The organism is Psychrobacter sp. M13 (genome assembly GCF_030718935.1).
Lineage (GTDB): Bacteria > Pseudomonadota > Gammaproteobacteria > Pseudomonadales > Moraxellaceae > Psychrobacter > Psychrobacter immobilis_G.
In genome coordinates this window covers 2,416,453-2,438,197 of the sequence record NZ_CP132194.1, presented here as the reverse complement: position 1 = coordinate 2,438,197, position 21,745 = coordinate 2,416,453, and the positions used below count along the sequence as shown (strand labels likewise).

Here is a 21,745-nt window from a genome sequence, read left to right as displayed (position 1 = left end):
GTTAGTGTTTGAGTGTGATAAAAAAAGCTATCCGATACCTTGACTCTGATTGTGACAAAAGTAGCAGTTAGATAATTAAAACTAATGTAAAAAAGGCATATTATGCGCCCTGACACTACTCTAAACTTATTAGTAATAGACGATGACCAGCTCTACGCTGAACGTTTGGTAAAGCTGCTATCGGCTTACTACGATAAAGTCAATTTGGGTTTCTTGGATGATAAAGAAGAGTTGCTCAGAACCTTGCGTCAGCAGTGGGATGTATTGGTCTTTGGTAAGGCTTATGATTTAATATTCACCGATGTGGTCGGTATCGTACAAGAGCGTAGCATTGATCTGCCTATGATTTGCCTGATGAGTAATGATACCGCAGACACAGGTCGCAACGATGATGGTCTTCCAGCGGTTATCGATAGTACGATGATCAAGGCACTGATGCCAGATAAAGAGGGGCCTGTGATCATGGCTATTCTCTTGCAACATGATAACTTAAGGACCCGCCGACAGTTCAAAAAACTACGTGATGTGCTCTCTGAGGCCGAACAGCGTGCTAATATTTTGATCAAAAACTCAAAAAGCGCTGTCGCTTATATTGACCAAGGTATTCATATATTTGCTAATGACTCTTATCTAAGGCTCTTTGGCTTTAAGTCTATAGATGACATTATGGGGATGCCTGTTATTGATTTGATTAGCAGCGTAGACAACGTCAAAGCCTTTAAGCATTTCTTACGACAGTTCGATAAAGGAAACCGCAAACAAGTTGAGTTTAATTTTGAGAGTCGGCGTACTGATGACAGTACTTTTCAAGCTAAATTACAGCTGGCGACCGCAACCTTAAATGGAGATCCTGTTACTCAGATTATTATCCAGCAAAACGACAATAGTGCTAATGAGATTGCGCAGCGTTTAGCAGTAGCGCAGCGTCAAGATAGTCTGACAGGTCTCAGCAACCGTCGTGGGTTTGAAGAGCGTTTTGAGCTATTGTATCAACAAGCTTTGCAAGGCCAACATAACGCAGGGCTGTTATATATTCAGCTTGATAATATTGGTAAGATAAGCAGTAGCTTAGGGCTGCAAGGTATTGATACTACGATCGAAAAAGTGGCTAGAAATTTAGAGGATCTAGTGACTACCGATTGTGTCAGCCGCTTCAATGACACCTCATTTACGGTGCTAGTAGAGAGTACTGACTTACAACAGCTAACAGACTTGGCTGAAAAGATTCGCGTCAGCATTAGCGAGATGCTAATAGAAGTCGGTCAGAGAACGACGACGACCACAGCCAGCATCGGTGCAGTTATTATCGAACAAAACGCTCCTAATACGCAGGTGCTCCTTGAGCGCGCACTTGAGGCGATCAATCGGGTCAGAATTCAGACGGTGAACCAAGGCAACGCTTATCATCTGTATGACCCAAGAGAGCATGCTAGTAGTGATGATAATGCATTGGCTGAAACCTTAATCAACGCCATTGAACATGACCGCTTTAAGCTACTCTTCCAGCCTATATATGACATCAGTAATGATAGTAGTGACTTTTTTGAAGTATATTTACGACTACCATTGGCCGATGCTGACAATACTATATTGAGATTTAATCAGTTTGCAGGCGTTGCCAAAAATAATAATCTTCTTGAAAAAATAGATCGCTGGGTGTTGATTAATGCTTGTAAGCAAGTTAATGAGCTACGCAAAACTCACCCGCAAGCCCGTATATTAGTGCAGTTGACTAGTGCCTCTTTAGTCGATAAAAAACTGCCGAACGTTGCCAGTCAGTTAATCAAAGCAGTAGGCGGCGCACCTGGCGCACTCACCTTACAGTTCAATGAGCAAGACATATCCAACCATTTAACCGTAGCAAAGAGTCAGTTTACCGCATTGAGTGAAACGACTTGTCAATTAGGCATTCATAATTTTGGTACTTCTGCCAAATCTTTTGATATTGTTGAATTTGTGCGACCAAATATGACTCGGTTGGCACGCAATTATGTAGAAGGTATTGATAATAGTGATAATCTAGAAACTATCAAATCCTTTATTGCAAAAACGAATGAGCTGGATATTGATGTGCTGATGCCTTTTATTGAGGATGCTGCTACAATGTCAGTGGCTTGGAGTGTAGGCGCACGCTATCTACAAGGCTATTACTTAGAAGAGCCAAGCGATAGCATGAATGTGGTTTAAAGCATAAGCTGGTATAGCACAGTTTCTAAGTGTATTTTTTAAGTACAGCTAGCCTATTGATAAGCGATTTGATGCTGCTTAAGCCATACTTTTAAAAACTGTGCTTTTGAGAATTATACTTTCAAAACTCTATTTTTGAGTAGCTCTTGACGACAATTTTCTAATATTTAAGTTGATATAATTATTCCTAAAATCTCTGCTACTCTTACGAAGATAGTAACTATATTGAGTTTAAGCACTATTGCTTTCGTCTCTCTCAATGGTTGCTCGCGTAGTACGCCGCCTGATTATCGTCCAGAGGCTACATTGCCTGTCTATGAGGCGGGTGACGCTAAACGTGGTCAGTTAATTTATGAAGAAGCCTGCGCTCAGTGCCATCAGCTCACTCCAGGGCTCAATAAAAAAGGTCCACAGCTGATGAATATCTATGGTGCTAAATCGGCACAGTTGGCTGACTTTGACTATAGCGATGGCTTAAAAGCCGCAGGGTGGGAATGGACTGCCGAAAAGCTTGACCCTTATATCGAAGATAATGAAAAGGTGATAACCGACTCAAAAATGCTTGCCGACCCTATGCCCGATGCCAGCGAGCGTGCTGATGTCATCGCTTATCTATCTACCTTGCGCGCGCCTGTACCCGTTCTCGATGAAGAGGGGTTTCCTATTAATGATGCCGATGCATCTAAGCCATCAGTAGCAACGGATAAAGATGAGCAAAGTAAGCCGTTGCGTGATGAGGCGCTTGAAATACCAGCAGGCGCTGAAAATAAGCCGGCAGCAGATTTTCAATAGCGGTATTTTTTAGTAGTAATATTGATAGTAGCTATAGTTTTAGCAATTTTATTTTTGCTAATTGGACATATGAACACCAATAGTAGTATTCTATTTATCAAGATTGTCAATCTACGGCCTGTCCTCCATTGCATGAGGACAGGCCTTAGTCTTTTATCATAAATACTTTGGTAGTTACCTATGCGTCAAAGCTCGTCCTACGACTCGTCTACTAGACCTTTTAATACTTCTCAGCCACACTCAATGACTCAGCCCAACCAAAACCCTATCGATTATTCAACCAATCAGCGGCAAGTAGCTCAGCTACTAGCGCAGCTCAATCAAATAGTGCTCGATAAATCATCAGTGACCAAGCTGGCACTTAGCTGTATGTTAGCTGGTGGGCACTTATTGTTGCAAGATTTGCCAGGTATGGGTAAGACCACGCTAGCGCAAGGGCTGGCCCAGCTATTAGGGTTGAGCTTTAACAGAGTGCAGTTCACTAATGACATGCTGCCTGCTGATATTTTGGGTATGAGTATCTATAATCAAAGCACGCTCAGCTTTGAATTTCGGCGCGGGCCTATCTTTACTCAGCTATTACTCGCTGATGAGATCAATCGCTCTAGTCCTAAGACCCAAAGCGCCTTGCTGGAGGCGATGGAGGAGCGGCAAGTGACTCAAGATGGTCAAAGCTACCCGTTGCCGAAGCCGTTCTTTGTCATTGCGACCCAAAACCCCATGCAACAAGCAGGGGTCTATCCTTTGCCTGAATCGCAGCTGGATAGGTTTTTGATGTGTTTATCGCTAGGCTATCCATCGCCTGCCGCCGAACGTATGTTGCTACAAGGTCAAGATCGGCGAGCACTGATGGCGCAGTTAGATGCCATCTTGGATACCAAAGCGGTGCTATTGGCCCAGCAAGGCGTGCAGCAAGTGTATGTCGCCGAAGTCGTGCTTGATTATCTACAGCAGCTAGTGGCGCAAACCCGTATTAGTCAAGAGTATCATGGCCTGTCACCGCGTGGTGTGCTGTCATTGCAGCGTGCTGCTCAAGCTTATGCCTATGTGTCAGGACATACGGAGGTGACGCCTGAAGATATCCAAGCGGTCTTTGCGGCAGTAGTCGATCATAGACTAGGACAGCGTTTTGTAGCGGCAGCCAATAGTCAATCTCAAGGCCTTCAGACCCTTGCTCAGCGTATCTTGACAGAAGTAAAAGTGCTCGGTTAAAGTTTTGATACCGTAATAATAGGCCCGTTATGAGCATTCTACCAAAACCTTTGAATCAAGCGCTAACGACAACGATGTCGCGATGGTTCGCCAAGCGCGCGCCCAAAAGTGATAGTGCGACCCTTCATTTGCGTAACGTCTATATATTTTTTAGTCGTGAGGGCTTGTTGTTTGCCGTGCTATTAGCTATTACTTTTATTGCTGGTATCAATTATGGTAATAATCTGGTGCTGGGTCTGTGCTTTTACCTGATTAGTGTTTGGCTGATTAGCTTTCATGTGACTTTTGCTCATGTATCAGGTCTAAAGGTACAGCTGATCGATGTCACTATGGCAGAAGTTGGCAAGCCTGTATGGGTCACTCTAAAAGTGCTTAATACGAGTCGGCAGCCTAGGCGACAGCTTCTGTTCTGTTTTGATCAAGATAGTGAATTAGGTACTAAGCTAAGTACTGGGCAAAAGCATAAAAAAGCGACTACTAGTGATAGAAGTGAACACGCTGATTCTGGTAAAAACCCGCAACAATCAGTGCTGTTATCACGCCTGCAAGATGAGCAAATTATCCGTCTGCCTATCAAAACTCGAGTTCGTGGTCAGCTTGAGCTACCGCGTCTACAAGTCAAAACGGTCTATCCTTTAGGTATTATGCGCGCTTGGTCATACGTTTATTTTGCACGAATGGCTTGGGTTTATCCAAAACCGTTACCTTTTGACTGGCAAACTCAATACAGTCAAACTAATAGTGAGGATCTGCCATTAGGCGGGCAATACACTCAAGGGCAAGATGATTTTGATCGCCTTGATAGCTATATCGAAGGTGAGTCATTAGCCCGAGTGTCTTGGGCGCATGTGGCACGTGGGCAGGGTATGCTGACCAAGCACTTTGGCGATCCTATCGGCCACGAGCAGCTCTTAGCTTATAGTGATATGCCAGCGGCGACTCACGAGCAAAAGCTAGCTCAATTGGCTTATGGTGCATTAACGCTTGGACAGCTCAACGTGCCCTTTAAGATGCAACTGGCTGATGATCAGATCTTTAAAACCGCTACGCTAGGTCAAGGTGAAGTATTTGCACAGGCTTGCTTGTTGAGGTTGGCAAAAACGCCATGACTAACTCTAAACGCACTTCTAAAAGCCTCGCCAAAAATATTAAAGATCCAATAGCAAAATCTGACGCTATAGCAAATCCTACTTTTGAGCAATTAGCATCCGGCAAGCATACTAATGCTAATCTCGATGCTATCCATTCTACTGTGACTATTATCAAACCTGATAAGTCAAACAGCTATCTAAATACCGAGCTGAGCACCGACAAGCGCTGGTATAAAAAACTATTGGCTCTACCAGCGTATTATTGGGTGCTCATTACTCAAGTTGCGGTCATCTTGCCCCATGCCGCGCATCTGCCCCTATGGCTGATCGGCTTTGCGCTTATCAGTATTATCGCCCAGATGCCTGCTATAAAAGCCAAATTCAAGCGATCCGTGCAGCGTAAGCGCTTTTATCAAGGCATGCAAATGCTTGGCTTCCTATTAGGACTGCTAGGTCTATGGCTGACTTACAATACTGCTTTTGGCCTCGATATGGGTGTGGCTTTTTTGGTGCTATGTCTGGTCAGTAAGCTGTGGGAGCTGTATAAACGACGTGATGCTTATGTGGTACTTAATCTATCGTTATTTGTGCTGGCAGCACTGTTTTTGATGGATCAAGGTCTGCTAACGACCCTTGAAGTTATCATAGGCGTACTGGCGATCTTGCTGGCTTTTATTGCCCTCAATGATGATAGCAATAGGGTCGGTGATGGTCGCGTGCGTACTCTGGGCGTATTGGCTATTGGCGCTTTACCGCTACTAGTCGTGCTGTTCTTATTCTTTCCGCGTCTGCCGCCATTATGGTCGGTACAGCTGTCAGGGCAAAGCGCGATGACGGGCGTCTCCGATAGTATGTCACCTGGCGACTTTGCCAATTTGGGTCAATCCACTGAGCTGGCTTTTCGAGTTGAATTTGATAATGCGCGCCCCGCTCAAAGCGATCTTTATTGGCGCGGCTTAGTATTTAGTGATTTTGACGGAGTGACGTGGCGGCGCAATTCTCTTAAACAACAGCAGCAATGGCAATGGGAGACCAATCGTCAAAGCCCGCAGTGGCTGATAGATGCCCTAGCTACCGCTGAGGACAAAGACAAGCTTGCACCAAGCACTTATCAGGTGATTTTGGAACCAACACAGCAGCGCTGGTTATTCGGCCTTGATTATCCATTTGCGCAGCGTCAACAGATTAGTATTACTTCAGACTTTACCTTACTAAAAGATCAGCCCGTCACTCAGCAGCTGCGTTATAACGTTCTGCGTTACGCGCCTATGCGCATTGGTCCTACGCTTAACGATGCAGATAGAGCTATCAATTTGGCTATACCTGCGCAGGGCAATCCTAAAGCTCGCGCGCTGGCTCAGCAATTATTTGAGGATTCAGGTTCAGATCCGCAGCGTTACATGGCGGCTATTGAGCGCTGGATTAATCAAACAGAGTTTCGCTATACCTTATCCCCGCCAAAACTCAATCAAAACCGTATCGATGAGTTTTTATTCGATACCAAAGCAGGGTTTTGTGAGCACTATTCGTCAAGCTTTACTTTTATGCTACGAGCGGCTGGTATCCCTGCAAGAGTAGTCGCAGGCTATCAGGGCGGCGAGCTGAGCAATGGCGGTAATGTGTGGGAGGTGCGGCAAATGGACGCCCATGCATGGACTGAGGTGTGGCTTGAGGGTCAAGGCTGGGTACGTATCGATCCGACAGCCTTTGTTGCACCTGAACGCGTCGAGCAGGGTATGGATGCGATAACGCAAGACCAAGGTGCGGCTATGTTCGGGCAAGGCGCTGGCGCGCAGATCAGCTATCAGCAGTACCAGATGCTACAAACGCTGCGCCGTTTATCTGATCAGGCCAGCTACTACTGGCAAAAGGACATCGTCGGCTACGATCAGGACAAGCAAGCAGGATCACTGCTGAAATGGTTTAATATCAGCTCGATAAAGCAGCAATTGCTTTGGCTCGCTAGCACGGCAATTTTAGTAGTGTCACTGTTAGTCCTGATGATTTGGCAGCGTCGTCGCCAGCGCTGGCATCCTGTCGATTTAGTGCTTATCAAACTGTCTAAGCGCATAGCTCGACAGGATCAAGCACTAAGTCATCATGATAGCGAAGGGCAGCTGGCATGGCTTGAGCGACTGGCAATCGCCTCTAGAACAGCTGATAATAGCTCTGAGAGACAGCAAGAGGTCGAGCAGTCTATTGATAGTATCAAATACTATTATCGCCAGCTGCGTTATGGGCGCTTGAGTGCAGTTGATAAAAAAGATGTAGAGTATCAGCAGACCTTTAAAAGATTGAAAGACGAAGTAACGGGGTTCTCATTGCCCTCATAGTTCTCATTTTTTACCGGCTATTAATAGGTGTAATAGGATACCGCGACACTGATGATAAACATTACTAGTGCTTGGCCAGCACCATCCCCAGCTGCCGGACGTAGCATGATGCTAAATGACAGCTTTATGTTAGATGACAGCTTTACGCTGGCTGATGATAACGCTATTGAGCTGCATGATATATCATTAGCAACTTCAAGCGAAGGATTCAATATTCTAAGCTTTGAGGGTGCAGATCAAATCATTAGCCTAGCTGATCTTATCCAACCTGATATCATCGACATTAGCGGTATAGGTGCAAATACCTTGAATGTCGCTGCTAAAGATGTGGACTCTGCTATCTATGTCAGAGGGGATAATGATGATACGGTCAACCTAGAAGGTGACGATTGGTCTACTGTAGGACAAACTACCTCAGGCGCTGATGTATATGATGTATGGCAGTCCATCAATGATACCTCGACGCAGATCTATATTGATACTACTGTGAATGTTATCTAATATCGTCTAATACTGTTTCTAATCTAGTAAAAGCGCCTTCATTATTGGAGGCGTTTTTTTTGTGAGATTTATTAGAGGTGTTAAAAATATAGAAGCTGAGCAACTAAGTAGCCAAGTAGATAAGTAGCTAACTAACACTGGAAACTATAACTTTATAGTAAGTAACTTTGATATCTTGAATCGAGCACACATCCTAAAAAGCATTAAAAAGCATCATATAAAAATAGGCAACGTCGTTTTATCGATCACTTTTCTAACTGATAAATGGGTGTGTATGTCTTTGACGCTAGTCAGCTTATGTAGTTTACGAGTAAACTCTTCATAACCGTTAAGGTCTGGGCTTACCACTTCCAACAAATAATCGTAAGAGCCCGAAACAACATGTCCATTAATCACCTCATCCATCTCAGATAACGCTTGTTCGAACGCGGTAATCGATTCTTCCTGATGATTGCTCAGGCTGACTTCCACAAAAAAGCTCATCGTAATACCAGCTTTAGCTTTGTTTACGTTCGCTTGGTAGCCCTCTATATAAAACTCATCTTCTAAACGTTTCAAGCGTCTGGCACAAGGTGACGCTGACAATCCTATACGCTCGGCTAATTCAGCCGTTGATAAACGTCCTTCTTTCTGAAGTATTTCCAAAATATGACGGTCGATTTTATCCATAAATTACCTCTTTAGCACTTTCAGCTAAAATTTCACAGTTATTTGCTATTATCCATCAATTAACTGTGAAATTGCAATCAATAAATAGAGATAAAGGCGTGGCTTTTGATTGATAATTGGCTTTTAAATATAAGCATAAGCAATCAATATGAATACAGCATTTCAGCCCTCATCACGCAAAAAACCCTTGTTCATAATGTCGCCACTAATGAAAGGCTATGTGGCTATGATTATTGTGTTATTTATCTGGTCAGGCTTTGCCTTGACTGTGCGGGCTGTTGGGGCGTCGTCGTTAAGTATTGCTGATGTCATGCTCATTCGATTTAGCGTGCCCCTGCTTTTATTAACGCCGTGGGTATTGTCTAGCTTACATGAAATCAAAAATATTAAATGGTCTGATATCACGTTTATTATGCTTGGCGGTGTTCCTTTTCTCTTGTTAGCCACTTTTGGCGCGAGCACTGCTCCTGCAGCTTACGTTGGTACTATTTTGACAGGGACGCCAGTATTTTTTGCCGCAATCTTGTCTTTTGTTCTTTTTCGCCAACGGATCTCGCTAAGTAAATTTTTGGCATTTCTTCTTATTCTGTTTGGCATAGCCACTATGATTGTCGGGAATGCAAGGTCAATACCTGACAGTCTTCTATATGGTGCAGCCTTTTTACTGATAGCGAGTCTGGTTTGGGCGGGTTACACTTTAGGCTTAAAGAGTACGAAATTGAGTCCAATAGCTGTTGCTATCGTGCTTTCTTATACTTCATTTTTTGTGACATTGGTGATGGTACTATCTGGTGTTCTGAAGACAAATTTAGGGGTTGTTTCTTTTGACGAGGCTCTACCCTTTATCTTAGTACAAGGGGTTGGCGTTGGCGTTATCTCAACCATTGGATTTTCTTATGCGGTCAATAAACTTGGTTCTATTCGCTCTTTGTTGCTCGGCTCCCTGTCTCCCGGATTAACTGCCTTACTCGCAGCATTGATACTTCATGAAGCCTTATCAATCGCAATGATATGCGGCATAGCGTTGAGCACAATTGGCGTCATTTTATCTAATCGAGTGAAGTAAGTTAAAACCCGTTCTCTTTAAAAATGAGAATAAAATCGAGGTAAAAAGTCACCGAACCAAGCTCTACAAAATATACCTGTTAGTATGGCATTAGCCCACGCATTTACATTCCCAAATTCAATAGACAGAGCTGCGCCATGATTTTTGTGAACCTCTCATTCATACGTAGACGTATCTAAAGAGTTCATTAAAGCAGTCACCACTAAATTGTTTACATTTTTGAGTGAAAAAACCACCTCGTCATAATCTGAAGGTAGCTCCGCAATGGGCACCTTCACAAAACCATCCTTTCTTATTGTGCTTTCGCTCCATGCAAATCCTACTCCTAAGTTTTGGTAAACCGCATCGTAAACACTTTCTTGAGTATTAACGATATATGTAGGGGTTATCTCTAAATTAATTTTTGCTAGTACTTCATTTATGAGTTTTTGAGTGGTGGAGCCGTGCGTGCGGAATATAACGGTTTCCGATGCCAGTTCAGTTAAGCTTATAGACTCTCTTGATGCAAAAGGGTGGTTCGGTGAGCATAAGGCAACAAGCCTTTGGGTAGCACATTTCTTAAACTGTAACCTGTCATCTTTTGGCACATTTGCAAGAATGCCAACATCTACTTGACCGTTAACGACTCTACTGAACGTTTCATAGAAATTACCAAAATAGATTTCAGTCTGTAGCTTGGGATAGCGCTTACTAAACTGCCTGATAATTTCAGTTCCCGGTAATGGGCTGCATAGAGCTACCTTTAATATAGCTGATTCAAAAATCTTACTTCTGTGAATTAGCTGCTCTAGATCCTCTTCAACTGCTCGTATTTTACTCGTCAACGATCCAAGCTCTAAGCAGTAATCTGTTGGCACAAGATGCCTGCCACGCTGCATAAATAGCTTAAACCCAAGGTTGTTTTCAAGCGTAGATAGGGCTTGGCTAATGGCGGATTGAGACACCCCCAAACGTTTAGCTGCTTGCGTGTAATTACCTTCCTCAAGCACAGAGTTTAAGATGTTTAGCTGATTATAGGTATAGGGTTTTTTCATCATATGATCACCATCTTTCGTATCGGTTTCAGAGATTGTCAGGCTTATCCCTGGGGAGTACGAGAAGTTATACACGACAAATAAGACTGAATGATTAAATATATAAGCTAACCTTATATATGACACTAAACTGTCATATTCATCTCTTATAGTAGTCACATGTAAACGATTAAAGCATTGAGCAATTTACCTAAGTGTATTTGTTTGAGCTATAACTCACTGCTAATAGCAGAATATAAGTTTGGGCTGAAAATTATGTTAGAACTAAGAAATGTGACTAAAAAGTATGATGGCAAAGTTATTTTTGAGGACATCTCCTTAAAGGTAAATAAGGGTGAGATTGTTTCAATATTGGGCCCATCTGGCTGTGGGAAAACCACGTTACTGCATATTATTTTAGGTCTAACCGATATTAGTTCTGGTCGACTTGCCTATGATAATGAAGACATCACACGTGTGCCTATGAAGCACAGAGGTTTCAATATTGTATTCCAAGACTATGCTTTGTTTCCTAACTTGAATGTAAAGCAGAATATTGAATATGGGCTACGTAATAGACCTAACGTCAGCACACAAGCGGAGGTTGATGAGCTGGTGGACCTTTTGGAGATTAAGCCGCATTTGAACAAGCGAATCAGCCAGCTCTCTGGTGGGCAAAAGCAGCGTGTTGCATTAGCACGTACTTTAGTGATGAAGCCTAAGATTTTATTATTAGATGAGCCTTTATCTGCCTTAGACGGGGTTATTAAAGAGACCATTAAGGCACGTATTCGCGAGATTGCAGAGCGTTATGAGCTAACCACTTTGATTGTGACACATGACCCTGAAGAAGCGATGACACTCTCTGATCGCATTTTGTTGTTATCAGACGGCAAAGTAGCTCAATATGCTAAACCATCAGAAATCATCAAAAACCCTGCCAATGATTTTGTTAAGAGCTTTATCTTAAATCAGTTAAACATCAAACGTCGTAATATCTTGAGCCTATTTGAAGCGGACAATGCGCCAACTGACCCCTTAGAAAAATACACTCAAATGAGACCTGTGCTAGATGGTAGCTCAGTCACTGAAGATATCAATGCCATAATCCAGCGCACAGCTGCTAAGTCAATTAAAGACACCTCCAAGGGTTAACAAAGGTTAATCGCACTAGGCCAACGCTGGTCTCTCAAAACTTACTTATTTCGCGCGTAGGTCATTATGAAACTTAATAACTCACCGCTAATGAAAGCTTCGTGGCTTTTCATTGGTGCGCTATTTCTCGTCTTTATGTTTGTGCCTTTGGGCAAAATGTTGATGCTGTCATTTGATGTGGCTGATGGGTTAGGTCTAAGCCATTATGTCGATATCCTCAGCAGTAATGACTTTAGACAAGTGATGCTAAATAGTTTTTTTGTCGCCATTGTTAGTGCGATGAGTGCCACCTTTTTGGCATTTATCCTTGCCTATACGGTGCACTGGACTAACTTGCCAAAGGGTTTTAAACAAACCATTAAGCTTGCATCACTGTTCCCTATGCTATTGCCAACAGTGACTTATGGATTTGCCATTATTTACACCTTTGGTAAGCAAGGTCTACTCACTAAGCTGATTGGCTTTCAGTTGTTTGAAGACATATATGGTTTCTATGGCATGTGGCTTGGCTATACTATTTATACCTTGCCAATAGCCTTTTTACTGCTTAACAATACCTTCCAATATTTGGATAAGAAGTTCGTAATCGTATCAGAATTGATGGGCGATTCACGCTTACGCCAGATAGATATGACGGTCATTCGCCCCTTAATTGGTACGTTTGCAGCTGCTATTATTCAATGTTTCTTTTTAGCCTTTACTGATTTTGGTATTCCAGCCTCTATTGGTGGTCAGTACAAGGTTATCGCCACTGAGCTTTATACCCAAATACTGGGTGCATCTCCATCGTTTGAGAAGGGCTCTGTGGTTGCCTTATTTATGCTAATCCCCTCTGTCTTGAGCATTCTACTGCTTTGGTATGTGGCTCGATTTAATGTCAGGTATGACTCAGTAGAGCATTTTGACTTGCCCACCTCTAAAGTCAAAGACAGGATTCTGGGTGTGTTGTCCAGTGGCATTTTGATTTCACTGTTGTTCGTATTTGCTGTGATCTTCATCATTCCATGGATTAAGACATGGCCTTACGAGATGGCGTTTAGTACAGACACCTTCACTAAGGTGATTGAGTCCTCGAACCTAATGCGAGTGTATAAAAACTCACTTATTGTCGCGACACTAACAGCTATTTTTGGCACCATTATTACCTATGTTGCCGCGTTGATATACGAGCGCTCAGGATTATTCAAGATAGGAAAGCTGACGATCGAAAGCTCAGCCTTAGTGACCAACACAGTGCCAGGTATGGTTATTGGTATTGCTTATCTAATGGTTTTCTCAGGCTCATCTATATCTAACACCATCTTTATTATTGTGATTAGTAATATCATTCATTACTTCTCAACACCTTATCTCATGAGCAAAAATGCACTATCAAAAATGAACTTAGGCTGGGAGACTACTGCCTCTTTACTTGGAGACTCATGGCTACAGTCTTTACGCCGAATTGTTGTACCCAACTCAATATTTACACTTATCGAAGTGGCCTCGTACTTCTTTATCAGTGCGATGGTCAGCATCAGTGCAGTGATATTTATTTCAGGTGCAAAGACGATGGTGCTGACTACAAAAATTGTTGAATTACAGCACTTCGCCCGCTTTGATGAGATCTTTATCTTGTCGCTGATGGTGCTACTCACAAATATCACGGCATTAATGTTCTTCGCAGTGGCGCGATACCTTTATACCAGAAGCATCAACGGCACAACAAAAATAAAAGTGAAAAAAACCACAGTGACGACGGTCGCTTAGATATTTCAACACAGTTTAGGCGTTGATGTTACGAGAACTAATTTAACCTTTAATCACTCAAATAATCAGGGAAAACAATGAATTTATTTAAAACGATAATAACGGGATTAACTTGTGGAGTTTTAGTAGCAGGTTGTGGGTCGTCAAGCTCGGGAGATACGGCTGGCGAGGAGGTGATTATTTATAGTAATGCTGATGAAGAGGCAGTCGAGGTTATTCAAGAGGTGCTTGATGAGGCAGGCTTTGAAGGTCAATACATATTTCAATCATTCGGAACAGGTGAGCTGGGTGGACGACTATTAGCAGAAGGAAAAAATATTGAAGCTGATATGGTGACAATGAGCTCGTTTTATATCGAAAGTGCTCAAGCAAAGAACCCAATGTTTAAAGCGTTAGCATTTACGGCAAACCCGCAGATTGCGACGCCTAATTACTATGCACCGATCCTCAGCTTTACGGGTGCCCTCTTACTCAATACCAAAGAGATGGCAGCCAATAATCTCCCCATACCTACCAGTGCCAAAGACTTAGCAAATCCTATTTATAAAAATCAAATTTCTATGGTTGATCCCAATGGCTCATCAACCGGTTGGTTGTTTGTACAGGATATTGCTGCTGAATATGGCACCGATGCTGAAGGTCAACAAATCATGACTGCTATTCGTGAAAATGCAGGACCTAATTTAGAGCTATCTGGCTCTGGTCCTCTTAAAAAGGTAATGGCAGGTGAGGTGCCTATCGGTTTCGGACTACGTCATCAGGCAGTCGCTAATAAAGCAAAAGGTTTACCAATTGATTTTGTGGATCCCAGTGAAGGTAATTACACATTGACTGAATCGGTTGCTGTTATTGATAAAGGAGAGAAAACCAACCCTAAAGCAATGAAAATGGCTGAATTAATTGTCACTAAAGCTCGCCCAGGTTTATTAGAGGTTTATCCAAATATTGTGTATGACGGTGAGACAGTAGCTGCTGAGAATCAGATTGATAATTCTAAGACCTATCCAGAGCCATTAACTGCTGAGCTGTTAGATAAGCACCGTGCTTTTTTCCATGGTGAGTAATTTTAGTTCAATCAAAATAATGCTCATTCATGCTTAGCTATATTAGTTCATAGGTTAAGCAAGTAGAGGGCTAATTAATAAAAATGTATGGGAAGAGCAGATATGACAATGAGCAAAATACTTTCTGATAAAAAATACGATGTCGTCGTCGTAGGTGGGGGCATCGTTGGGCTGGCAAGCGCCTACGCCGCCGTTAAAAAGGGGCTGAGTGTTGCAGTTGTAGAACGCCAGTCTCAGAACAAAGATGCTTCTGTGCGTAATTTTGGATTTGTGACCGTTAGTGGTCAGCGTCGAGGTGAGCATTGGCAACGCGCCATGCACTCGCGTAATATTTGGGCCGAAATTGCGCCAAAAGCAGGTATTCAGGTAGAGCATACCGGTCTGCATATGTTAATGCAGCGACCTGAAGCGGTAGATGTTGCACAAGCTTTTTTAAAGACGGAAATGGGTGAGAAGTGCCGACTACTGACACAGTCTGAAATTGATAAATCCGCGCCTTATCTAAACAAGGGGGAAGGAGTCTTATATAGTCCACATGAGCTCAGAGTAGAATCTAATACTGCAATCGCTAAGCTGGCTCACTGGCTACAAGAGGCGCAGAGTGTGGATTTTTACAACCATACTACGGTGACTTCGGTGGAATTACCGAAAGTGCATACCAGCCGTGGTGTGCTTAACGCTGAGCACTGTGTGGTCTGCCCAGGAGCTGATTTTACTGGCTTATATCCAGAAGCGCTCGCTAAGACCAAAGCTAAAATATGCACGCTAAATATGATGCGAGTCATGCCCAAAAAAGCATTTAAATTAAATGCTGCTGTCATGTCAGATTTGAGCTTTGCCCGTTACGATGGATTTGCTCAGTTACCTGAAGCTAAGGTACTAAAGAGCTTACTTGACGATATTCAAAGTGTAGAGCGTCAAGCAGGCGTTCACCTAATTGTGGTTCAGTCTGAAGATGGTTCACTAATCCTTGGCGATAGTCATGATTATAGTGATAGAGAGCTGCCGTTTAGAGACACTCGAATTGATGAGTTAATCATTAATGAGTTTAAGCAGGTTATGGATATTGGTGAGATAGATATTACTCAGCACTGGTTGGGTGTATATCCAAGTGCAGATGACGTGGTATTTAAGACATCACCTGAAAAAGGTGTGGTGGTCGGTGCAGTCACCAGTGGTACAGGGGCATCAACAGGTTTCGCATTTGGCGAAGAGTTAATTGAATTGGTATTGGAATCAAAGTAATGAATACAGTAAAGAATAATGTAACAAGCAGCAGCTCACATAGTGATAGTTTAAATAGTATTGAAAATAAATTTTTTGATATTAGGCTCTGTGTGTTTGATATGGCTGGCACAACAGTAGATGAAGGTAACTTGGTCTATAAGACCGTATGTAATGCTATCAATGAAGCACTGATGCGCGCTGGCAAGTCAGATAAGCAAGTGAGTCTTGAGTTGTGTTTGGAATATGGTGCAGGGAAAGAAAAACGCAACGCCATCCGTGATATTTTGGACATGCTAGATTTATCTGATGCTGATATTGAATCGTTAACGGATACGGCATTTGCAGCCTTTAAAGTCAATCTTGCAACTGCTTATAGCAAGGAGACCTTATCTGAGTTTGAAGGCATGTCAGCGTTGTTCGAGCAGTTAAAGGCGAGCGGTCGTAATGTAGTATTAAATACAGGATATGATGCTAAGACTGCTAATAAAATTTTGACTATCTTAGGGTGGTCTGTGGGGGATCAAGTAGATGCCCTAATAACAGCAGATGATGTAAACAATGGGCGCCCAGCTCCTGATATGATTACTCTTGCGATGAAACAGTTCAATGTTGATAACGCACAGCAGGTGTTAAAAGCGGGAGATAGTGGTATCGATATTGAGGAAGGTAAGAATGCAGGATGTGGGCTGGTTTTAGGTGTGCTATCTGGTGCACAAAACGAGCAGCAGCTAGTGAAATATTCACCTGATGCGATTTTAGATAAGCTGACTGATTTAAAGGCGCTTATTTAACTCAAAGCTAGATCTAAGCTTCAATATACAAAACAGGATGGTAGAGCCATAAAAGTCATGACTTTTATGGCTTTTTTAACTTGGAGGGATTGTTCCAGATTCTGTGTAATTGTTGTTTAGATTAAAGGCTTACTATAGTTAATCTTATATAAAATCGATACAATCCTATTAACAACCACATTTAATGAAATAAACGATGACCTATTCAATCGACTTTCGCAAACAAGTGTTACGAAGCATTAAAGACGGGATGACGATTCGAGAAGCCGCTAACTTTTATCAGCTTAGTACAAGCTCTATTCACAGCTGGCAGCAGAGCTTAACTCCTAAAACAGCCAGAAATAAAGCACCGACTAAAATATCAAATGAAGCCTTATTGAAAGATGTTGAGCAGCATCCAGACGATTATATGTACGAGCGAGCACAGCGTTTAGGTTGTAGCAAGTCAGGTATAGAAGCCGCATTAAAACGCCTTAGCATCAGTCAAAAAAAAGACACTAGACCACCCGAAATCTTGTCCAATAAAAAGAGCTGAGTATCACAGTAGGCTTGATAGCTTTAAGCAGCAAGGCTATCCCATTATTTATATGGATGAAAGCGGCTTTGAGGCTGAAACCATCAGACCTTGCGGCTATGCACCGATAGGTAAACCTTGCATTGATCGCTACAACTGGCAAGCAAAAAAGCGTACGAATGTCATTGGTGCTCTGTATGAAAAGATGCTGTTTGCGCTTGATTACTTTGAGCAGAATATCAATGGGAATATATTTTACAACTGGTGCAAGTTCACGCTTATTCCAAGTCTTAAGAGCAAGTGCGTGATTGTCATGGATAACGCTAGGTTCCATAAAAATAAACGCATTCAAAAGTTACTCAATAGATAGGGTTATCGCATTATATGGCTGCCACCCTACAGTCCTGATTTAAACCCTATCGAGAAAAAGTGGGCACAGGCAAAATTTCTGCGTCAAGGCTGGATAGAGAATAATCTACCTAAACTACTTCATAATATGGGCTGTATCGATTTTATAAAGACTTAACTATATACGTGGTAACTTTAGAGATCGTCAAAACACCCGAGATCGAGGATGAGTTATTGAATAATGAACAAGTGCGTTCTTCAGTAGCGCGAAATTTAGGGGTAGAAAAGTGCGGTATGCCAATTGCTACTGGTCAGATTAATTGGCGATTACGACTAAGTGTTCTACAGACACCGCACTACGAGATATCAATTTCCGTAGAAATACAGTAGCTGTTATTCGATTTGTTATTTCATAGAGATTAACTAAACGTATAGCATGTAGGTTTTAGAAAAGCGATAATGTGGCTTGTAGAGGTTTTGTAGCTTCTGTTTGGCTAAATTACTAAGACTCAGTATAGCTGTTAAGTTTATTCAATAACTCCGATAGCCGTCACCTCGTCACGGTCTACCTAAACCTGATGAGTACTAACCACCACCTTGCTGTTCTCAAGCGCTACTTGATATGTATTGAGTTTGACACTCTCATCATCCAAGCAGTACCCAGTAACTAAATTAAAGCGCTGCTTGTAAATGGGCGAGGCGACATAAAGCACTTCTTCAGTGCCTCCGATATCATCTACGATAGTAGTGCCACCAATCAAACCGCGAGAGAGTACATTGGCTTGACTAAAGGGATCGAAATTATCAAGGGCAAATAGGTGATTATGCTTGGTGCGAAAAATAGCGATTTGCTTACCATCTATTAGCGCGCAAACGCCAGTTTCATGGAGAATGTCTTGCAGTTGGCAAACGGTGTGCTGAGTCATGGGGTGTCCTTAGTATTTAACGAGTAGCAAATAAAACTTCAAACACAGCTATCTATAAAAGGGGTTAGCGCTGTGTTTGAAGAAAGCAGTAAAGTATTTATGCCAACTCAGTCACTTGGATTTTGGCTTTTTCAGCGTCCGTCGCTGGGCGAATCTGATTGCGCTCGCTGACAAAGATGACGTTATCATCGCCTTGCTCACTGTTCACAAAATGACGGAAGCGTTTAAGCTTTTCGCTATCAGTAATAGTGGCTTTCCACTCACAGACATAGTTATCGACCAGCAGCTGCATTTGTGCCTCAAGCTCATCTGCGATACCTAAGGTGTCGTCAATAATGACCGCTTGTAGATACTCAAGTCCACCATCCAAGCTCTCACGCCACTTTGAGGTACGCTGTAGCTTATCGGCGGTTTTGATATAGAACATAATAATACGGTCGATATACTTGACCATCGTTTCAGTATCAAGGTCGGTTGCGAACAGCTCGCCATGGCGCGGAGTAATGCCGCCGTTACCACCGACGAATAAGTTCCAGCCATTCTCGGTTGCGATCATGCCAAAGTCCTTACTTTGCGCCTCAGCACACTCGCGCATGCATCCTGATACGCCCATCTTGATCTTATGCGGTGAGCGTACGCCTTTGTAGCGATCCTCTAATCTAATCGCCAGACCCATACTGTCATCCACTCCGTATCGACACCAGTCGTTACCCACACAAGACTTGACCGTACGCAGCGACTTGCCGTAGGCATGACCTGTCTCAAAACCAGCGTCTACCAGTTGCGTCCAGATATCGGGCAGTTGCTCCATACGCGCCCCAAATAAATCGACTCGTTGACCGCCAGTGATCTTGGTGTATAGATTGAATTCTTTAGCGACTTGTCCTAGTACGATGAGCTTGTCTGCGGTGATCTCGCCACCCGGTACACGAGGTACGACCGAATAAGTACCATCCTTTTGAATATTGCCTAGATAGTAATCATTACTGTCTTGTAGCGGTGTCAGCTCAGGTTTGAGCACGTAGTCATTCCAGCACGATGACAGGATAGAGGCGACGGTCGGTTTGCAAATCTCACAACCATGACCACTACCATGTTCGGTGAGTAGCGCATCAAAGGTTCTGATACCGTGCACGCGAATCAAGCTATAAAGTTCTTGACGAGAGTAGGCAAAATGCTCGCACAAATTGTTATTGACCTCAAAGCCCAATGTAGTCAGCTGATAGCTTAAGGTGTCCTTGACCATGGGCGCACAGCCGCCACAGCCAGTACCTGCGCTTGTCACCGCTTTTACATCAGCAATAGAGTAGGCGCCATTTTCGACTGCGGCGCAGATAGTGCCTTTGGTGACGTTATAGCAAGAGCAAATCATGGCGGTATCTGGTAGATTATCGATGCCCATGACGGGCTTTTCGACATTAGGTAAGATTAGACTCTCAGGATGCGCAGGCAAGTCAATATCATTGAGATACAGCTGTAATAAGTTATTGTAGTCTTCGGTATCGCCGACCAGTACCGCACCAAGCAAGCGCTTGTTATCAGATGTCGTTACTAACTTCTTGTAGATACCTTCGGCAGGATTCTGATACAGATAACTCAGTCCACCCTCAGTCGTACCGTGGGCATCACCGATACTACCGACGTCTACGCCCATGAGCTTGAGCTTGGTACTCATATCAGCACCAGCAAATATTTGCTCGCTATCACCTGCAATTTGCGCCGCGCAAATGCTCGCCATACTATAGCCTGGCGCAACCAAACCAAATACCTTGTTGTCCCATACCGCACACTCGCCAATGGCGTAGACGTGATCAGCGTTAGTACGGCAGTGCTCATCGATCAAAATCCCGCCACGACTGCCCATCTCAATACCGCACTCAGGATTGCTTTTGATAATGCCATCTTGCGGTCGAATACCGGCACTGAACACAATCATATCGGTGTCGAGCGACGTATTATCCGCAAACTGCATGGTCAAATAGCACTCCTCATCGCTCGCGCCATTTGGATTGGATATAATCTCTTTGGTGTTTTTACCTGTCAAGACAGTAACGCCCAGTGCCTCTATTTTGCGTTTTAAGATCTCACCGCCAGCCACATCAAGCTGAACACCCATGAGTTGCGGCGCAAATTCGACCACATAAGTCTCAAGCCCTAGGGTCACGAGTGCTTTTGCCGCCTCAAGTCCCAGCAGACCACCACCGACCACCACGCCTTTTTTTACCTTAGGTAATTCGGCAATACCCAAAATCTCATCCAAATCAGCAATGGTGCGATATACGTGACAGTGCGGATGCTCGCGACCAGGAATCGGCGGCACAAAGGGGTAGGAGCCTGTTGCCAAAACCAGCTCGCTATAGTGAATCTGCTCGCCTGCTTCTGTGGTGATGGATTGAGTCGTCGAATCGATATCTATAATGCGCTGATTAAGATGCAAGTTCACCTTTGAGGATTCGTAAACGTTGAGATCGACAAGGTTGAGCTTACTGGCATCTTTGTGCTCAAAATAGCTGGATAGATAAACGCGATCATAAGCAGGGCGATCCTCTTCAGCGAAAACATGAATCTCAAACTGCTCATGGAGCCCTTGCTCAATGGCGCGCTCAACGAAATGATGTCCGACCATACCATTGCCAATTACTACTAAGTTGCCTTTGCTACTTGTATTCATTGTAGTGCTACTCATGCGTCTGTCCTTTTAAAAGGGGGATTGACTGAATGCTCTGTATAAACACGGGATTTGCTTACACTCGATAATGACTATGCTCAATATGGCTCAACATAGCTCAAGATGTTTTAGGAGCTTTTATTGGCGACATCACCCAAAAAAGCATTCAGATACCTACTGTTAATAAGACTTCAATAATCGTGCCAAGCACAAATGTAAGTTGCCATATCTATAGGGTTTTTACTGACAGAAGTGCAGGGTTGCATCAGACCTTATAAAGGTATTGGACACACAGGAGCACAATTATCAAAGATGACTAATCGTAGAGCGATAAGCAGATGTTTTATTTTTAAGTCAAGTTTGATTGCACCAAATTAGATGCACCGCGCACCAAATTAGTGTTCATTGCAATTATTAATGCACAGTGAAAGCTCTAACA

At 43.1% G+C, this 21,745-nt stretch carries 18 protein-coding genes and 1 pseudogene; 15 read left to right on the top strand and 4 right to left on the bottom strand.

Annotation, left to right across the window (positions count from 1 at the left end):
• Positions 1-102: 102 nt before the first annotated feature.
• The 6 genes from Q9G97_RS10240 to Q9G97_RS10215 all read left to right on the top strand — a co-directional run bounded on the left by Q9G97_RS10240 (position 103) and on the right by Q9G97_RS10215 (position 8,116).
• Positions 103-2,187, top strand: a complete 2,085-nt coding sequence (locus Q9G97_RS10240) for an EAL domain-containing protein (protein ID WP_305898732.1) — start codon at positions 103-105, stop codon at positions 2,185-2,187.
• Between the two features lie 225 nt (positions 2,188-2,412).
• Positions 2,413-2,979, top strand: a complete 567-nt coding sequence (locus tag Q9G97_RS10235; protein ID WP_305898731.1) for a cytochrome c family protein — start codon at positions 2,413-2,415, stop codon at positions 2,977-2,979.
• Positions 2,980-3,222: 243 nt separating this feature from the next.
• Positions 3,223-4,191: a MoxR family ATPase gene (locus Q9G97_RS10230; RefSeq protein ID WP_305900322.1), complete on the top strand. Its 969-nt coding sequence runs from the start codon at positions 3,223-3,225 to the stop codon at positions 4,189-4,191.
• A gap of 29 nt (positions 4,192-4,220) precedes the next feature.
• Positions 4,221-5,300 (top strand): hypothetical protein, encoded by a 1,080-nt coding sequence (locus Q9G97_RS10225; RefSeq protein WP_305898730.1) that lies wholly within the window; start codon positions 4,221-4,223, stop codon positions 5,298-5,300.
• On the top strand, positions 5,297-7,615 hold the full coding sequence (locus Q9G97_RS10220; RefSeq protein WP_305898729.1) for a DUF3488 and transglutaminase-like domain-containing protein: 2,319 nt from the start codon (positions 5,297-5,299) through the stop codon (positions 7,613-7,615). The genes Q9G97_RS10225 and Q9G97_RS10220 overlap by 4 nt, the downstream gene beginning before the upstream one ends.
• Before the next feature lie 51 nt (positions 7,616-7,666).
• Entirely contained in the window at positions 7,667-8,116 is a 450-nt protein-coding gene (locus Q9G97_RS10215) for a hypothetical protein (protein ID WP_305898728.1), read from the top strand.
• A 213-nt stretch (positions 8,117-8,329) separates the two neighbouring features.
• Here the strand turns inward: Q9G97_RS10215 and Q9G97_RS10210 are convergent, their stop codons facing one another.
• Positions 8,330-8,785 (bottom strand): Lrp/AsnC family transcriptional regulator, encoded by a 456-nt coding sequence (locus Q9G97_RS10210; RefSeq protein WP_201569897.1) that lies wholly within the window; start codon positions 8,783-8,785, stop codon positions 8,330-8,332.
• 148 nt (positions 8,786-8,933) lie between these two features.
• Here Q9G97_RS10210 and Q9G97_RS10205 point away from each other — a divergent pair, with 148 nt between their 5' ends.
• On the top strand, positions 8,934-9,851 hold the full coding sequence (locus tag Q9G97_RS10205; RefSeq protein WP_305898727.1) for a DMT family transporter: 918 nt from the start codon (positions 8,934-8,936) through the stop codon (positions 9,849-9,851).
• 155 nt (positions 9,852-10,006) lie between these two features.
• Here Q9G97_RS10205 and Q9G97_RS10200 read toward each other — a convergent pair whose 3' ends face one another.
• Complete coding sequence (locus Q9G97_RS10200; RefSeq protein ID WP_305898726.1) at positions 10,007-10,888, bottom strand: LysR family transcriptional regulator; 882 nt, start codon at positions 10,886-10,888, stop codon at positions 10,007-10,009.
• Between the two features lie 252 nt (positions 10,889-11,140).
• Between Q9G97_RS10200 and Q9G97_RS10195 the strand changes: the two genes are divergently transcribed.
• The 8 genes and pseudogenes from Q9G97_RS10195 (at position 11,141) to Q9G97_RS13580 (ending at position 18,102) form a co-directional block, all read left to right on the top strand.
• Positions 11,141-12,019 (top strand): ABC transporter ATP-binding protein, encoded by an 879-nt coding sequence (locus Q9G97_RS10195; protein ID WP_305898725.1) that lies wholly within the window; start codon positions 11,141-11,143, stop codon positions 12,017-12,019.
• A gap of 66 nt (positions 12,020-12,085) precedes the next feature.
• Positions 12,086-13,768, top strand: a complete 1,683-nt coding sequence (locus Q9G97_RS10190; protein WP_305898724.1) for an iron ABC transporter permease — start codon at positions 12,086-12,088, stop codon at positions 13,766-13,768.
• A gap of 77 nt (positions 13,769-13,845) precedes the next feature.
• Positions 13,846-14,832, top strand: coding sequence for an ABC transporter substrate-binding protein (locus tag Q9G97_RS10185; RefSeq protein ID WP_305898723.1), 987 nt, complete (start codon positions 13,846-13,848; stop codon positions 14,830-14,832).
• A gap of 102 nt (positions 14,833-14,934) precedes the next feature.
• On the top strand, positions 14,935-16,077 hold the full coding sequence (locus Q9G97_RS10180) for a TIGR03364 family FAD-dependent oxidoreductase (protein ID WP_305898722.1): 1,143 nt from the start codon (positions 14,935-14,937) through the stop codon (positions 16,075-16,077).
• A gap of 101 nt (positions 16,078-16,178) precedes the next feature.
• Positions 16,179-16,850 (top strand): HAD family hydrolase, encoded by a 672-nt coding sequence (locus Q9G97_RS10175; protein WP_305900321.1) that lies wholly within the window; start codon positions 16,179-16,181, stop codon positions 16,848-16,850.
• Between the two features lie 196 nt (positions 16,851-17,046).
• Complete coding sequence (locus Q9G97_RS10170; protein ID WP_305898721.1) at positions 17,047-17,385, top strand: IS630 transposase-related protein; 339 nt, start codon at positions 17,047-17,049, stop codon at positions 17,383-17,385.
• A gap of 52 nt (positions 17,386-17,437) precedes the next feature.
• Positions 17,438-17,890 (top strand): annotated as a pseudogene (locus tag Q9G97_RS10165) (transposase).
• Between the two features lie 8 nt (positions 17,891-17,898).
• Positions 17,899-18,102 (top strand): DUF4172 domain-containing protein, encoded by a 204-nt coding sequence (locus Q9G97_RS13580; protein ID WP_371747875.1) that lies wholly within the window; start codon positions 17,899-17,901, stop codon positions 18,100-18,102.
• A gap of 179 nt (positions 18,103-18,281) precedes the next feature.
• On the opposite strand, the gene nirD is transcribed toward Q9G97_RS13580, so the two are convergent.
• Together nirD and nirB are read right to left on the bottom strand one after the other, a co-directional pair.
• Positions 18,282-18,638, bottom strand: a complete 357-nt coding sequence (nirD, locus tag Q9G97_RS10160) for a nitrite reductase small subunit NirD (protein WP_305898720.1) — start codon at positions 18,636-18,638, stop codon at positions 18,282-18,284.
• Positions 18,639-18,735: 97 nt separating this feature from the next.
• Positions 18,736-21,324 carry a nitrite reductase large subunit NirB gene (nirB, locus tag Q9G97_RS10155; RefSeq protein ID WP_305898719.1) on the bottom strand — a complete coding sequence of 863 codons (2,589 nt, stop codon included), beginning with the start codon at positions 21,322-21,324 and terminating at the stop codon, positions 18,736-18,738.
• Between the last annotated feature and the right edge of the window lie 421 nt (positions 21,325-21,745).

Excerpts from the sequence above, each read along its gene's own strand:
- Q9G97_RS10175 (WP_305900321.1), top strand. The coding sequence starts at position 16,179 with ATGGCTGGCACAACAGTAGATGAAGGTAACTTGGTCTATAAGACCGTA.
- Q9G97_RS10225 (WP_305898730.1), top strand. The coding sequence starts at position 4,221 with ATGAGCATTCTACCAAAACCTTTGAATCAAGCGCTAACGACAACGATG.
- Q9G97_RS10190 (WP_305898724.1), top strand. The coding sequence starts at position 12,086 with ATGAAACTTAATAACTCACCGCTAATGAAAGCTTCGTGGCTTTTCATT.
- Q9G97_RS10185 (WP_305898723.1), top strand. The coding sequence starts at position 13,846 with ATGAATTTATTTAAAACGATAATAACGGGATTAACTTGTGGAGTTTTA.
- Q9G97_RS10240 (WP_305898732.1), top strand. The coding sequence starts at position 103 with ATGCGCCCTGACACTACTCTAAACTTATTAGTAATAGACGATGACCAG.
- Q9G97_RS10230 (WP_305900322.1), top strand. The coding sequence starts at position 3,223 with ATGACTCAGCCCAACCAAAACCCTATCGATTATTCAACCAATCAGCGG.
- Q9G97_RS10180 (WP_305898722.1), top strand. The coding sequence starts at position 14,935 with ATGACAATGAGCAAAATACTTTCTGATAAAAAATACGATGTCGTCGTC.
- Q9G97_RS10200 (WP_305898726.1), bottom strand. The coding sequence starts at position 10,888 with ATGATGAAAAAACCCTATACCTATAATCAGCTAAACATCTTAAACTCT.
- Q9G97_RS10215 (WP_305898728.1), top strand. The coding sequence starts at position 7,667 with ATGATAAACATTACTAGTGCTTGGCCAGCACCATCCCCAGCTGCCGGA.
- Q9G97_RS10210 (WP_201569897.1), bottom strand. The coding sequence starts at position 8,785 with ATGGATAAAATCGACCGTCATATTTTGGAAATACTTCAGAAAGAAGGA.
- nirB (WP_305898719.1), bottom strand. The coding sequence starts at position 21,324 with ATGAGTAGCACTACAATGAATACAAGTAGCAAAGGCAACTTAGTAGTA.
- Q9G97_RS10170 (WP_305898721.1), top strand. The coding sequence starts at position 17,047 with ATGACCTATTCAATCGACTTTCGCAAACAAGTGTTACGAAGCATTAAA.
- Q9G97_RS10220 (WP_305898729.1), top strand. The coding sequence starts at position 5,297 with ATGACTAACTCTAAACGCACTTCTAAAAGCCTCGCCAAAAATATTAAA.
- nirD (WP_305898720.1), bottom strand. The coding sequence starts at position 18,638 with ATGACTCAGCACACCGTTTGCCAACTGCAAGACATTCTCCATGAAACT.
- Q9G97_RS10205 (WP_305898727.1), top strand. The coding sequence starts at position 8,934 with ATGAATACAGCATTTCAGCCCTCATCACGCAAAAAACCCTTGTTCATA.
- Q9G97_RS10195 (WP_305898725.1), top strand. The coding sequence starts at position 11,141 with ATGTTAGAACTAAGAAATGTGACTAAAAAGTATGATGGCAAAGTTATT.